This window comes from Rhizobium sp. N324 (genome assembly GCF_001664485.1).
Taxonomy (GTDB): Bacteria; Pseudomonadota; Alphaproteobacteria; order Rhizobiales; family Rhizobiaceae; genus Rhizobium.
Genome location: NZ_CP013633.1, coordinates 313,490 through 327,918 on the forward strand (window position 1 = coordinate 313,490; position 14,429 = coordinate 327,918).

The 14,429-nt window shown below is 56.9% G+C and carries 14 protein-coding genes and 2 pseudogenes; 12 read left to right on the plus strand and 4 right to left on the minus strand.

Going from position 1 to position 14,429, the window contains the following annotated elements; translation table 11 throughout:
• Positions 1 to 53: 53 nt before the first annotated feature.
• The 11 genes from nifW to AMK05_RS27030 all read left to right on the plus strand — a co-directional run bounded on the left by nifW (position 54) and on the right by AMK05_RS27030 (position 9,626).
• Positions 54 to 437 carry a nitrogenase stabilizing/protective protein NifW gene (gene nifW, locus AMK05_RS26980; protein WP_008536550.1) on the plus strand — a complete coding sequence of 128 codons (384 nt, stop codon included), beginning with the start codon at positions 54 to 56 and terminating at the stop codon, positions 435 to 437.
• Between the two features lie 176 nt (positions 438 to 613).
• Positions 614 to 1,462, plus strand: coding sequence for an electron transfer flavoprotein subunit beta/FixA family protein (locus AMK05_RS26985; RefSeq protein WP_004678528.1), 849 nt, complete (start codon positions 614 to 616; stop codon positions 1,460 to 1,462).
• A 15-nt stretch (positions 1,463 to 1,477) separates the two neighbouring features.
• On the plus strand, positions 1,478 to 2,587 hold the full coding sequence (locus tag AMK05_RS26990; RefSeq protein ID WP_064842711.1) for an electron transfer flavoprotein subunit alpha/FixB family protein: 1,110 nt from the start codon (positions 1,478 to 1,480) through the stop codon (positions 2,585 to 2,587).
• A gap of 9 nt (positions 2,588 to 2,596) precedes the next feature.
• Positions 2,597 to 3,904: an FAD-binding protein gene (locus AMK05_RS26995; protein WP_064842713.1), complete on the plus strand. Its 1,308-nt coding sequence runs from the start codon at positions 2,597 to 2,599 to the stop codon at positions 3,902 to 3,904.
• 12 nt (positions 3,905 to 3,916) lie between these two features.
• Entirely contained in the window at positions 3,917 to 4,216 is a 300-nt protein-coding gene (locus AMK05_RS27000) for a ferredoxin family protein (RefSeq protein WP_004678523.1), read from the plus strand.
• Between the two features lie 220 nt (positions 4,217 to 4,436).
• A complete protein-coding gene (gene nifA / locus AMK05_RS27005; RefSeq protein WP_082935760.1) occupies positions 4,437 to 6,125 on the plus strand; it encodes a nif-specific transcriptional activator NifA in 1,689 nt (562 codons plus the stop codon).
• Positions 6,126 to 6,338: 213 nt separating this feature from the next.
• Complete coding sequence (nifB, locus tag AMK05_RS27010; protein WP_064842718.1) at positions 6,339 to 7,817, plus strand: nitrogenase cofactor biosynthesis protein NifB; 1,479 nt, start codon at positions 6,339 to 6,341, stop codon at positions 7,815 to 7,817.
• Between the two features lie 34 nt (positions 7,818 to 7,851).
• Entirely contained in the window at positions 7,852 to 8,058 is a 207-nt protein-coding gene (locus AMK05_RS27015) for a 4Fe-4S binding protein (protein ID WP_008536545.1), read from the plus strand.
• Positions 8,059 to 8,122: 64 nt separating this feature from the next.
• The gene (locus AMK05_RS27020; RefSeq protein ID WP_064823790.1) at positions 8,123 to 8,440 is read left to right on the plus strand and encodes a nitrogen fixation protein NifZ; all 318 of its coding nucleotides are present in this window, start codon (positions 8,123 to 8,125) and stop codon (positions 8,438 to 8,440) included.
• Positions 8,441 to 8,444: 4 nt separating this feature from the next.
• The gene (gene nifT / locus AMK05_RS27025) at positions 8,445 to 8,657 is read left to right on the plus strand and encodes a putative nitrogen fixation protein NifT (protein ID WP_004678514.1); all 213 of its coding nucleotides are present in this window, start codon (positions 8,445 to 8,447) and stop codon (positions 8,655 to 8,657) included.
• A gap of 30 nt (positions 8,658 to 8,687) precedes the next feature.
• Positions 8,688 to 9,626, plus strand: a complete 939-nt coding sequence (locus AMK05_RS27030) for an SIR2 family NAD-dependent protein deacylase (protein WP_064842720.1) — start codon at positions 8,688 to 8,690, stop codon at positions 9,624 to 9,626.
• A 441-nt stretch (positions 9,627 to 10,067) separates the two neighbouring features.
• Here the strand turns inward: AMK05_RS27030 and hisC are convergent, their stop codons facing one another.
• From hisC to tnpA, 4 genes and pseudogenes are all read right to left on the minus strand, one after another.
• Positions 10,068 to 11,171 (minus strand): histidinol-phosphate transaminase, encoded by a 1,104-nt coding sequence (gene hisC / locus AMK05_RS27035; RefSeq protein ID WP_064842723.1) that lies wholly within the window; start codon positions 11,169 to 11,171, stop codon positions 10,068 to 10,070.
• Between the two features lie 158 nt (positions 11,172 to 11,329).
• Positions 11,330 to 12,092: pseudogene (locus AMK05_RS36055) on the minus strand (adenylyl-sulfate kinase).
• Positions 12,093 to 12,539: 447 nt separating this feature from the next.
• Complete coding sequence (locus AMK05_RS33930) at positions 12,540 to 13,046, minus strand: helix-turn-helix domain-containing protein (protein WP_004671987.1); 507 nt, start codon at positions 13,044 to 13,046, stop codon at positions 12,540 to 12,542.
• 454 nt (positions 13,047 to 13,500) lie between these two features.
• A complete protein-coding gene (gene tnpA / locus AMK05_RS33935; protein WP_082935783.1) occupies positions 13,501 to 13,875 on the minus strand; it encodes an IS66-like element accessory protein TnpA in 375 nt (124 codons plus the stop codon).
• A 63-nt stretch (positions 13,876 to 13,938) separates the two neighbouring features.
• Here tnpA and AMK05_RS27055 point away from each other — a divergent pair.
• Positions 13,939 to 14,397 (plus strand): annotated as a pseudogene (locus AMK05_RS27055) (DDE-type integrase/transposase/recombinase); the annotation flags it as partial.
• Positions 14,398 to 14,429: the final 32 nt, after the last annotated feature.

The following is a 14,429-nucleotide window of genomic DNA, read 5'->3' on the forward strand; positions in this document are numbered from 1 at the left end:
TAAGCTACGGGAGAACGATCTCGCGATCACCGCTCACGACCAGGGGGAATCTTATGTGCCGTTGCTCCGCTGACAGCAGTCCCGTCGATGTCAAAGACATCCTCAATCGGCTGAAATCTCTCTCGGCTGCGGAGGAGTTCTTCGCAGCCCTAGGGGTCCCCTATGACCCGAAGGTTCTCGATGTCTCACGACTCCATATCATGAAGCGTATGGGCCAATACCTCGCGGCAGAGGACTTCTCCCATCTCCCAGACCGGGTAATCGCTGCTCGTGCCCGTGCCATACTGGAAAGGGCCTACTGTGATTTCGCGACCTCCGCGCCGCTCTCGCACCGGGTCTTCAAGGTGCTCAAGGACCACAATCCGAACAGACCTGTCACACCCGGCCGCACCGTTGTCCCGTTAGACTCTTTCCTGAAGCCGTTCGAAAAGAAATGAGCACGGTTGCGACACGACAATGTCGGGAAGCTTACAATTCAGTCATATGCTAGCAACGTCGGAATCGAAGCCATTTCAATGTGATAGAGAACGCCAAACGGTTGGCACGAATGATGCACGCAAGCATGTGTACTGACAAGCCCGCCACCCATAGAGGGAGGGAGTAAGAAACCGCCATGCACATAGTTATCTGTATCAAACAGGTACCGGACTCCGCACAAATACGAGTGCATCCGGTGACGAACACAATCATGCGTCAGGGGGTGCCAACCATCATCAACCCCTATGATCTGTTCGCCCTTGAAGAGGCGCTCCAGTTGCGCGACCGCCATGGCGGCGAGGTGACCGTGCTCACCATGGGGCCGCCCATGGCAGAGGACGCGTTGCGCAAGGCGCTCACCTACGGCGCCGACCGCGCCGTACTCTTGACCGACCGTCATTTTGCCGGCTCCGACACTCTGGCGACCTCGTTTGCTCTTTCGCGAGCCATCGCGAAGATCGGAGAGGCCTTCGGTACGCCCGATATCGTCTTTACGGGCAAACAGACCATCGACGGCGATACCGCCCAGGTTGGGCCTGGCATCGCCAAGCGCCTCGACCTCCTGCAGCTCACCTACGTTGCCAAAATCGTCTCTGTCGACATCAATGGGCGCGAGATTACGGTGGAGCGCCGCTCGGAAGGGGGCACGCAGACGCTGATGAGCAAGCTCCCTTGCCTAATTACAATGCTCGAAGGCACAAACGAAATCCGCCGCGGCTCGCTCGATGACGCGCTACGGGCCGCGCGCAGCCAGATCGTGAAGTGGAATGCGGCCGACGCTGGCATAGAGGACCTCACCAAGTGCGGCCTGCGTGGCTCGCCAACCGTCGTTAAGAGGGTCTTTGCCCCTCCTGAGCGGGCGGAAAAGGCGGAGCAGATCGACACCGCGGAAAAAACACCGCGCGATCTCGCGGAGGAGTTGATCGCTGGGATCTTTTTGCGCCAGCCGGCGCTCGAAAGCGAACTCGCCTTTGACGGCGAATGAAGGCAAGGAGCGACGATGTTGAGCACGAATCGAGAGAGCCCTCCTCCAGCCGCTGGCCGTGCCGCCATGAAGAAAGAGCTGCCCGATCAGTTTAAGGACCATCGGCACGTTTGGGTCTTCATCGAGCTGGAGCGCGATCAGGTGCATCCCGTCTCCTTCGAGCTGCTCGGCGAAGGCCGCAAGCTCGCCGACAAGCTGGGCGTCCAGCTTGCCGGCGTCGTTCTCGGACCACCGGGAGAGGCCACGTGGTTTGCCATCGCCGAGGCTTTTGCTTATGGCGCCGACCTGGCCTACATCGTCGAGGCCCCACTGCTCGCCGACTACCGAAATGAGCCTTTCACCAAAGCATTGACGGATCTGGTTACTAACTACAAACCGGAAATCCTTCTTTTAGGGGCAACGACGCTCGGGCGCGACCTTGCCGGTTCCGTGGCGACGACCTTGTTGACAGGGCTCACGGCGGATTGCACCGAACTTGATGTGGATGCGGACGGCTCGCTTGCGGCGACCCGGCCGACTTTCGGCGGCTCCTTGCTTTGCACGATCTACACGCTCAACTGCCGGCCGCAGATGGCAACGGTCCGGCCGAGGGTCATGGCCATGCCTCCGCGCGGGAATAATAAGATCGGACGCGTCATTCAACACAAAGTGTCGATGATCGAGGAAGAGATCGTCACTAAGGTCCTCGGTTTCTTGTCCGATGGCCAGTCGGCGACGGCGAATCTCGCCTATGCGGACGTCGTGGTTGCTGGAGGCCTCGGTCTCGGCGCGGTGGAGAACGTGAAGCTTATGAAGAAACTCGCGCGGACGATCGGGGCCGATTATGGCTGTTCGCGCCCCCTCGTCCAAAAGGGCTGGATGCCTGCTGATCGGCAGATCGGCCAAACTGGCAAAACTATCCGGCCGAAGCTTTACATAGCAGCCGGCATTTCCGGCGCCATCCAGCATCGCGTTGGCGTCGAGGGAGCTGATCTTATTTTAGCCATTAACACCGATCCTAACGCGCCGATTTTTGATTTCGCCCACCTCGGCGTCGTCACCGATGCGATCCGTTTACTGCCGTCATTAACGGAACTCTTCACCCATCGACTGTCGCCGCACAGTCGCGATAAGCTTGCAAACTGAGGGCGCCCCATGACTGAGGAAAACTTCGACGCCATAGTTATCGGGGCCGGCATGGCCGGAAACGCAGCTGCGTACACGATGTCGAACCGCGGCATGAAGGTGCTGCAGTTGGAGCGTGGCGAGTATCCGGGCTCCAAGAATGTGCAGGGCGCCATCATGTACGCGGACATGCTGGAGAAAATCCTGCCGGATTTCCGGGATGATGCGCCTCTGGAGCGGCACTTAGTCGAGCAGCGCTTCTGGATGATGGACGACTCGTCCCACATCGGTATGCAATACCGGTCGGACGACTTCAACGAGTCGAGACACAATCGCTACACGGTCATTCGCGCCCAATTCGACAAATGGTTTTCACGCAAGGTGCGCGAGGCCGGAGCGACGCTTCTATGCGAGACGACCGTGACGGAACTCGTTCGTGATCCAAAGGGCAAGGTGATTGGCGTTCGCACCGACCGCGCCGGCGACGTGATTCTTGCTGACGTGGTCGTTCTCGCAGAGGGCGTCAATGGGCTGCTCGGCACGCGTGCTGGATTGCGTGACACGCCGAAACCGGAAACTGTCGCGCTCGCCGTCAAGGAAATGCATTTCCTGGCCGAAGAGGTAATTGACCAGCGGTTCGGCCTCAAGGCCAATGAAGGCTGCGTCATCGAGGCAGTTGGCACGATCTCTCGCAACATGGCCGGGCTTGCCTTCCTCTACACCAACAAAGAATCGATCTCGATCGGCATTGGCTGCCTTGTCTCCGAATTCGCGGCAACAATGGAAAGTCCTTATGATCTGCTCGAAAAATTCAAAAGCCATCCGTCGGTAAAGCCGCTGATCGCAGGAGCGGAAGTCAAGGAATATGCGGCGCATCTCATTCCAGAAGGTGGTTACAAGGCAATTCCGCAGCTTTTTGGTGACGGCTGGGTCGTCGTCGGCGACGCGGCACAACTTAATAATGCGGTGCACCGCGAGGGGTCCAACCTCGCCATGACGTCGGGGCGCATCGCCGGCGAAGCAATCGTCCAGATCAAGAATCGCAAAAAGCCGATGGTCAAGGAGAACCTCTCCCTTTACAAGTCGATGCTTGAAAAGTCGTTCGTTATCAAAGACTTGCGGAAATACAAGGACATGCCTGCCCTGCTGCACACCAATTCCCGCAATTTCTTCACGACTTATCCAAGGTTGCTGTCGCAGGCCGCACAGAACTTTGTGCGAGTCGATGGCACCCCGAAGATCGACAAGGAACGGGCGACCACGGACACCTTCATCAAGGCACGCTCCCGCTGGGGGCTGTTTGGTGACGCGGTTCGCTTGGCGCGCGCGTGGCGATAAAGGAGAGATGAGATGACGGTTGCAGTGACGAACATACGCGTAGAGGACAAGCTTTACCAAAATCGATACGTGGTCGATGCCGGACGCCCGCATATTAGGGTGCGTCCACACGATTGGCCAAGCGTAAATCTGTATGCCCTCACAAGTGTCTGTCCGGCCAAGTGCTACGAATTGAATGACCAGGGCCAAGTGGAGGTTATCGCCGACGGGTGCATGGAGTGCGGCACGTGCCGCGTACTCTGCGAGGCAAGTGGAGATATCGAGTGGAACTATCCGAGAGGCGGTTTCGGCGTTCTCTTCAAGTTCGGATAAAGGTTTGCAACTCCACGATTCAGAATCAACTTGGGTTTGCAGACGGGCGCATCGGAAACTTGCAGAGGTGCGCGTTGCAGATTGGCATTAGAAATTACTATATATACATGCAAGCAAGGGTTATAAGAAACGTTAGACAACCCAAGGCCATATAATGACCCACATGCCCGCCCGACCGGTCGATGGAGCGGAACCCCTATCTGCGCTACCTGCTGGACCTATGCGCCAAGCAGGCACGCAGCGCAGCGGAATCTACGAGATATCAAAGGTACTGACTGCCCCCGCCCGGCTAGAGATTACGCTTGCCAACGTCGTGAACGTCCTCTCTTCCTTTCTGCAGATTCGATGCGGAGCAATCGTTGTTCTAGACGCTGAAGGTCAGCCCGACATTGCCGCAACTGGCGACATCCCCCCATCCTCTCAATCAGCCGCTCGAGGCGTTATACCTAAGGCCGTAATCGACCATATCGCGACGACCGGTATGCCCTTAATCGTAAAGGATGTCAGCAAGTCCGAATTATTTCAGGCTGAGCCGCAACCGCCTTGGAGCAGCGGCACCGTCCCAATTTCTTTTATTGGCGTTCCGGTAAAAGCCGATAATAAAATACTTGGCACAATATCGATCGATCGCGTCAGGAACGACGCCGCCCCCTTCCCCGCCGACGAGGACGTTCGCTTTCTGACCATGGTCGCCAATCTGGTCAGTCGGACGATCAGGCTTCATCGTTTCCTGAACCTGGAGGGTCGGCGACCTATCGGCGAACAAGAGAGACCGGAGAAGCCGATCATCGCGCAAAGGGGCGCGCCAGGCCGACATCCACCCGTCAAAATCGACGGGATTATCGGGGATAGCCCGGCTCTCCAGCAGGTGGTTGAAACCGTCTCGGTGGTGGCGAGGACGAATTCCACCGTGCTTCTGCGGGGCGAAAGCGGCACCGGCAAGGAATTTTTTGCACAGGCGATCCATGAACTTTCCCCTCGTAAAAACAAGCCGTTCGTCAAATTGAACTGCGCCGCGCTGCCCGAAGGCGTCCTGGAATCGGAGCTGTTTGGGCATGAAAAAGGGGCTTTCACCGGGGCCATCGCGCAGCGCGCCGGACGCTTCGAACTGGCAAATGGCGGAACGCTTCTGCTTGACGAGATTGGCGAGATTTCGCCCGCCTTTCAAGCCAAACTGCTGCGCGTCCTGCAGGAAGGCGAACTGGAGAGGGTGGGCGGAACCAAGACGCTTGCGGTCGACGTCCGGCTCATATGCGCCACGAATAAGAACCTCGAGATGGCTGTTGCAAACGCCGAATTCAGGGCCGACCTGTATTACCGCATCAGCGTAGTTCCAATTGTCCTGCCGCCGCTTCGAGAGCGACCCGGCGATATTCCACGCCTTGCGAACGCTCTTCTTGACCGATTCAACAAGGAGAACCAACGCGAGCTGACGTTTTCGTCGTCGGCGATCGAGGTGATGTCGCAATGCTATTTCCCAGGTAACGTCCGGGAACTCGAAAACTGCGTGCGAAGGACTGCCACCCTTGCGCGTTCAAGCTCGATCGTTTCGTCTGATTTTGCCTGCAAGAACAGCCAGTGCCTTTCGTCGCTCCTCTGGAAAACCGACGGGTCGCCCGGCGGCATCACCGTCGATGGGCATGCCCGGAGCAATGTGATGCCGACTTCATCGCCGCGCTCGGGCGGGAGCATCGGTGCGTCGGACGAGGTATCTTCCGTCAAGGCTTGTGATCCGCACGGTTCCGGTTGTCCCGCAATGGAGTCGCGCCTCACGCAACGGGACCGGTTGATCGAGGCGATGGAAAAGGCCGGGTGGGTTCAGGCCAAAGCGGCTCGTATTCTCGGCCTTACGCCTCGTCAGGTCGGCTATGCTCTACGCCAGCATCGCATCGAGGTGAAAAAGCTTTAAGCGCCTGGGTGATGTTGGACCTTCTCGATCTCCAATGCCTGGTTTGGTGGCTTACGGACAACTCTTTTGTCGACTGTCGGAAGCTTGACAAGTCTGTGTCCGAACCCGGTCGGAATCGGGCAATAAATGCAAATTCTTAAAGCAAATCCCGTCCTTGGGATGGCATGGCTTTTGCGTTTTGAAAGGCGACGTCAACTAGCAACGGAGCACTCAATGTCCGCACCGATGATTTCGCTTGAAAGTGCGACCAGCACGACATCCTTGGATCAATTGCTGGCGACCGCGAAACCGAGTGGCTGCACATCCTCGTCATGTGGCGTGTCCACAAAACCGGCCGACGTGGACCAGGCTATCTGGGCGAAGATCAAAAACCACCCCTGCTATTCAGAAGAGGCTCACCATTATTTCGCGCGCATGCATGTCGCGGTCGCACCAGCCTGCAATATCCAGTGCAACTATTGCAATCGTAAATATGACTGCGCCAACGAAAGCCGCCCTGGGGTCGTCTCGGAAAAGTTGACGCCAGACCAGGCGCTGCGCAAGGTCATTGCCGTCGCCAACGAAGTGCCGCAGCTTTCCGTGCTGGGTGTCGCCGGACCGGGCGATGCCTGTTACGACTGGAAGAAGACAAAGGAAACGTTCGAACGAGTTGCGGGGGAGATCGACGACATCAAGCTGTGCATCTCCACCAACGGGCTTGCGCTGCCGGATCACGTCGCCGAACTTGTCGACATGAATGTCGATCACGTGACAATTACGATCAACATGGTTGACCCTGAAATCGGCGCAAAGATCTATCCCTGGATCTTTTACCGCAACCGTCGTTACAGCGGCATCGAAGCTGCGAGAATTCTGCACGAGCGGCAAATGGTGGGCCTGGAGATGCTGACCGCGTGCGGCATCATCACCAAAGTCAATTCGGTGATGATTCCTGGTGTCAACGACGAACACCTGGTCGAGGTAAATAAATGGGTCAAGGAGCGGGGGGCGTTCCTGCACAACGTCATGCCGCTTATTTCCGATCCGGCCCATGGCACCTACTACGGCTTGACCGGACAGCGCGGCCCGCGGGCGCTCGAATTGAAGGCGCTCCAGGATCGTCTCGAAGGCGGCGCAAAGCTAATGCGCCATTGCCGGCAGTGTAGGGCCGATGCCGTCGGCCTGCTTGGGGATGATCGGGGCCAGGAGTTCGCACTCGACCAGCTTCCCGGAGAGATCACCTATGACGCCCGTAAGCGCGAGGCCTATCGGGAAGTGATCGCCCGCGAACGCGGCGATCACGCGACCGCCAAGAGCGAGGCAATCGAGACAGTCAAAGCAGCCGGCGATGGGTCCCTCCACGTCGCGGTCGCGACAAAGGGTGGCGGTCGCATCAACGAGCACTTCGGCCATGCGAAGGAGTTCCAAGTATACGAAGCTTCGTCGAGAGGCATCACCTACGTCGGGCATCGCAAGATCGAACAGTATTGCCTCGGAGGCAGGGGCGAGGAAGCCACCCTCGACGGCATCATAACTGCGCTGGTCGGTATTGACGTCGTGCTATGCGCCAAGATCGGGGAGTGCCCTAAGACTAAGCTCATGGAGGCCGGGGTTCGGGCAACGGATGCTTATTGCTATGACTACATCGAGACCGCCATCGGCACCCTCTACGCCGACAAGTTTGGCGTCGAACCACAAGCGGCGACGGCGTGAGCGCTCTTAATCCAACATCTTCAGGAGTTTAAAAATGGCCTTCAGGATCATAGCGTCCCAATGCACCCAGTGCGGTGCCTGCGAGTTCGAATGCCCCTCCGGTGCGATCAGGTTCAAAGGTGAGATCTACGTTATCGATCCGGAAAAATGCACCGAATGCAAGGGTACCTTCGAAACGCAGCAATGCGCGGAGGTTTGCCCCGTGCCGAAGACCTGCGTCCCCGCCGCACCTGCGATTTGACCTTCAGCATGGTCGGGGCTCCTGCGGAGAAGCCTTCAATGATATCCTGCAAGGAGGAATGCCCATGGGCCTTGGACGTGAACAGGAGGTCGAAATCCACAGGCCTCCACGATTTACACCCGGCGAGCGGGTGCGGGCCAGACTTCACGTAAAGAATGACGGCACCTATGCTGGCAAAAAAATTGGCGAAAATTTGGTGCGGAAGGGCGACGAAGGCTATGTGCGCGACATCGGCACCTTTCTCCAGCAGTTTTACATCTATGCCGTCGAATGGGTCGAACGTGGCACTATCGTCGGCATGCGTGCCCGTGAACTGACGAGTCTAGACAACGCCGCTGCTTGCGGCGCTGCTGAAATCGCGGGGCCCCCAACGAAGGAATAGCGACATGAAGATAATGATTCGGAGAACGAGCGCCGGCTTGTCGGCTTACGTACCAAAGAAAGATCTCGAAGAGCCGATCGTAGATGTCGAGGCTGATGACATGTGGGGCGGCACGATCACTCTCAGGAACGGCTGGAGACTCGTCTTGCCCAAGCTATCGCGGGATACGCCTCTGCCGATCACCGTCCACGCAAGGAAGATTCCTGACGAGGACTGATGCTGCAAACGAGAGGTAAGAGAAAACAGCATGAATAAAATTTTGACCTCGGACCGTCTCCTGATCATTCGCAACGGTGACGCCGAAAAAAGACTTAGGCTGCTTCAGGAAGCGCTCGCTGCGGATCGGATCGTTCCCTATCTCGGTCCGGATCTCCTTCGGCTGCAATCCACGGAACCACCTGTACCGGACACCCCGGAAGCCGTCTCCGCGGCACTCAACGAACGCACACCTGCCCCTTCCAGGATACGCAGCAATATGTGGTCAGTCGCGCAGTTTATTGAACAGCGACGGCATCGCCGGACGCTTCAGGCCTGGATGGCAGAAATATTTGGAGCACCCGTGGCGCCGACCGCCCTCCACGACTGGCTCGCAACGCTGCCGCTCTCCCTTATCGTCGACGGTTGGTACGACGGGACAATGCGTGCGGCTTTCGCGAAGACCGGTCGAACGGATGTCGTCGAGATTCAGGGCGTCACGCGTGCAAACGGCGGCGGCGACATTTGGACAAAAACTTACGATCTGGCCGGGAGAGACGTCGAATGCGTCTCAGCGCCAAAGACGGTCCTCTATGCGCCGTACGGCAGTGTTATACCAGCTTCGAACTTTCTGGTGTCCGATTCCGATTACGTGGAAGTCCTAACCGAAATCGATATCCAGACGCCAATACCTGGAATGGTGAAAGAACGGCGTATAGATCGCGGTTTTCTTTTCATTGGCTGCCGCTTCAACGATCAGATGCTCCGGATCTACGCTCGACAGATCATCAAGCGCTCTCACGGCCCCCACTTTGCAGTACTTGATGCGGAAGGCCTTACCAAAAACGAGCGCCGTTTCCTTGCAGCAAGCGGAATCACGGTGGTCGACCTGCCGATCGGCGAAGCCGCGGCTCTGCTTGTACCATTTGGTAGCAAGGCGGATGGTGACCATGGCCGCACGGCTTCCGCTTCGAATCTCTGTAGCGGCTAGAGTGCCGCAGATTGAAAACGTTCTGTTTCTGCCAAGTTCGAATGCCATACTGCCCACGTTTGCTGGCGTAGGGGATTGCGGGTGGGATCAATGGCGATGAGCGAGCGTGATCTTTAGCGGATCGAGGTTCTGTCGCAGGTGATCGACGGAAGATCGGCGACGACCGCAGGTTACTGTTCGCTCAATGTCAATGCGAAGGACCGATTATGAAGAAACCTAAACCATTCCCAATACAGCGGCAGAGCCGCGGCCGGAATCGCCAGAAATAAGCCTCGCATCGGCCACCGGGTGCCACTCGTGCGCCAATAACACGCGTAATCAACGGGATCGAGACGGCACACGCTTTACGGTCTTGCGCTTATTTGTGATCTTTATCCCAATATGGACTTCGATACTTGGTGTTTCCAAGTGACAAGCAGTGTGGCCAATAATTCTAACCGCCTAGCTCTGCGTCTTCATACTTCCAGAAATGATGTCCCTGGCGGCTGAAAGGAACGCGTCCATTTGGGTTCTGGTGCCGATGCTGACGCGGATAAAATTTTCCAAACCGGCATCGGGAAAGACGGCTACAAGTATGTTCTGCCTATCCAAAGACGCTTGCCACCATTTGCCATCTCGTCCGGGTGGCACCCGAGCTAGCAAAAAGTTTGTGTGGGAGGGGATGACAGAAAAGCCCAATTGAGACAAGGCAGTGGTCGTTCTGTGTCTTTCATGTTTAATATATCTGTGGTTCTCGTCGTAGTCGGCGCGGTGCGAAAGGATACTAATGCCCACCGCATGGCCGATCACGTTCATGTTAAAGACATTTTGCAGGTTGCGTAGCCTCCCAATAAGTTCAGGATGACCAAAGCCGAAACCGACGCGAATTCCCGCGGCTGCAAAGCCTTTCGAAAGTGTTCTCAATACTAGAAGGTTTGGATGACGATCAACAAGGCGCAGGGCATCATCGGGTGCAAAGTCGACATACGCTTCATCCACCACTATCAACTGGTCCGATTGCGCGACGAGGCGGTCGATTTCAGCCACCGGAACGAATGTTCCCGTTGGATTGTTCGGATTGGCCAGCAGTATGAATTTTGCATCTTTTGCTGGACCAAGAAGCAGCTGCTCGATTGGCAGAGAATAAGACTCGCCCCATTCGATTTCGAGAAATCTGGCACCCTGCAACTTGGCCAGTTTGCGGTTAAAGGAAAAACCTGGCGATATCATCGCAACGCTATCTCCCGGGTCGAGGAATGCTCTGTAGATGAGCCCAAGCAGCTCCGACGAGCCGTTCCCGGCGACCACCTGATCCTGGGAGAGGCCATACGCGCTGGCGGCTGCGTCGCGCAAGCTCAGATTGTCATCTTCGGGATACAGATAATGCCGTTCGAGGGCCGCCAGCGCACTTTGCATCACCATCATCGGCAACGGAAACGGATTCTCATTCGTGTTTAGTTTAACGCAGTTCGCATCTCGCCCCGGTTGATTGGAGGGTAGCGCATTTAGCTGTCTCGCCATCGGCGAAAGAGCCGAAAGCACGGCTTGCAGCTTTGCATCAGCCATATCTTTTCTCCGTTTCAGTAAGCCGAGTCGTGAGCGCGTGATCGGCTGTCTCCTGTTGAAGCCACATCGGACGTTGGCGCGGCCCGCCTGCGGGCTGCTACGGTCGCCGCGTAGTTAATAGGCCAGGGACCGCCGCGGCCGCTTCAAGCCGCCAATGGTCAAGCCTCCCCACTCTCACACTCATGCGTCACTTGCTCCATTCGCCTTTCGAGGAACTGTTCGATCTCAAACGCCAACGCCGCAGGGTCGTGGCCAACCGCTTCGAGATGTAATTCAGCGCCCTCAGGGATTTCGTACGGCGAGGAAACGCCGGTGAAATTGGCGATCTTGCCGGCGAGCGCCTTCCGATAAAGCCCCTTCGGATCGCGTCGCGCGCATTCCTCAAGCGGCGTGTCGACGAGGATTTCAATAAGCTCCCCTCCTCCATCAGCTCGGCGACCTCGGCAACGCGGCGGATGTTTTCGACGCGATCGGGTTGATTGAAGCCAGGTCGCGATTGAGCCCGTGGCGCACGTTGTCGCCGTCGAGGATGTAGGTGTGCTTCCCGTGGGCATGCAGCAGCCGGTCGAGCGCATTGGCGATTGTCGACTTGCCGGAGCCGGAAAGTCCAGTGCATAAAGGACGGCTGGCTGCTGACTCTTCATCGCCGCGCGCGCCCTTGTCAGCGTCGGTCGCCTGCCAATGCAGGTTGTCGGCGCGCCTTGCCCAGCTTTGGCTGCCACTGAAATTGAAGACCCCGGTCGGCCCTTGGGCTTTGCGAAAGAGCTCGGGAGGATCGACGTGGTCGATGAGTTCCAGCTCGTTTTCCCAGCACAGCTTCCACCGCACCTCAGAACGCATGCAAAGACCTCCTCGGGTATTTCCTGCTGCTGTTTTTGAAGCACGCACTGTGCGATCGAAGCAGTGGCCACCCCGATGCATGTCGGCGCCGTTGCTCGGGTTCGCGCTATAGCCAGTCCGGATCGTCAAATGTTTCGCCGTCACTCGCGTCTGAGATCATTCCTAATGCATCATCACGGGAGATTGGTAAAATGGATTGTATGAATGGAATTATCGATGCTTTGTATGTCGAATATACGGGTTTCTTAGACTTTGACGTGACCTCCCTGGCACTCGCGGCGTAAAGACGACCGCGCGTCCCCTCCAGCGGCCGAAAGCAGGGATGCGTTGGACCAGTTGACCCAACTGCGCCCTCCCCGGTTTACCCACCTATGTCCCGGAGTGGCGATGAACGGTCGCCAGCTAGTCCTAACCGCCTGCGCAAAGCTCGCTTCGGCAACCTGCAACGGCGCGAGCGGTTGGTCGCGGTTTCTGATGGAACTTCATCAGGGACGCACGTTCTGTTTATTGAAGCTAGCGATCTACGTCCTATTCGCGATCGTCTGCAGTGGCGCTGGTAGACGCGACTTTCATGGCACGATCGCCGCTATCGCTACCGGTCTCGTCTATGCGGCTTAGTAAGCTGAAAATATCTTGCAAGATCTCTTCATCGAAAGTCCGCAACTTCACGATAGTAGCCAGCAGCAGAACCGCTTTGGTTTCCGTTTCGCCCCAAAGATAAGGTGCCGCCGGGGCGATAATCTCTTCCGGAGTGGCATCCAAAACCTCACACAGATGAATCAGTCGGCTCACGGTCAAGCGGGATACTCCATTTTCGTACCGGCCGTAGACCTGCTTAGTGATGCCAAGCAAGGGCGCCAGTTTCGAGCGCGGGAGTTTTCGCTTATCGCGGGCTTCGCGAAGGCTGATGCTGATCAAGTTTTCGAGTTCGGCGCTAAGTGCAATCCGTCCGTCAAAAGGTTTTCGATAGACCGGCTTGTCTATGCCTGGATCATCGACTTGTTGCAAACCGAGTTCATTAATCCATTGCTTCAATGGTGGTCCTGACATTGCTCCGACTGAGGTAAATGCGCCGAAGCTCTTTATACGGAAAGTGATGTGCTTGGAACCACCAATGTTTCGTTTCGATCTCATTTGGCGCATTGTGGGCCACGCGGACCTCGCCCGATAGCTATCGCTCACCAAAATATATCAGTGATTGCAAGTACATAGACATAGATCACACCGAAATCGCTTCACGCAAGGATTATCCACTTGCGCCAAATTGGCTATGACCCTCAGTGATTTTGGTGATAACGGTCGCTTCATTTCCTCGTCTAGCTCCCGGGACGTCGTGTGCGGGCATGGTGGCCTTTTGTCCTGCACGCGGAGCTCTCGGTTCACGGCAAACCAATCACGGCTCCGCGCGCTGGCTGCTCTGGTGTTTGGTTCCGGCATTTGATGGTGCAATATTTTCCTTGGCATGGAGGGAAGCACTATGGGCCGTGTTCTACACGGGAGCGCCACGACGACAGAGGCAATCCAGCCGTCGGCCATTCGGCAGGCCGATCTCGATCGTCATGTCGTCTCCAAATCGCGGCCGTGAGGCTACCTCGCAAGATGCCGCCGCCGGTGGCGAAATCGTAAGTGGCACGAAGCCCGTTGTAGCGGAACTGCTCAGAAGACCACTACGGTATTCCCGACGCCAACGGGTCAACAATGACCGTGACAATCCATATCGCCGCGCCGTCACCGAGCCTTTCCGAAAGCCTTGTAGACTTTCCTCGACGATCCGAACCTTCTCTTCATCCGACCAATCCCGTCGGCGACCAAGATCGTCGACGGACAAGACCTCAATGGGGGAAATGATTGTAGCGCATGGCATAAGGCATGGCCTTAAAGCCAATCAGCAAGTCAGGACAGACGGCCTTCGCCGGATGGGTACCATCAGCCGACCATTTCATATCTGACGCGTTCGTCGTTGCACAGGTGTTTGCAGCGCCACGGCATTTCACGTCTGCCGGAGGTCAGAGGCGACAAGGAGCCGAAGAAGAAGTTCAAAAGCTATCCGATCGGCTACTTCCACATCGATATTGACGAGGTGCAGACGGCCGAGGGCAAGCTCTATCTCTTTGTCGCAATTGACCGAACATCCAAGTTCGCGTTCGCGGAACTCTACACCAAAGCCGGCAAGATGAATGCCGCTCAGTTCTTGCGCAATCTGATCACGGCAGTGCCCTACACCATTCACACCGTTTTGACCGACAATGGCATTCAGTTCACCAACCGAGCTTGTGATCGAAATGCCTTCCAGCACATCTTCGATTGGGTCTGCGACGATCACAGCATCGAGCATCGCCTGACCAAGGTGAAGCATCCCTGGACCAACGGACAGGTCGAACGGATGACCGAGCCGAATGGCAAAAAGGATCGGCGCGA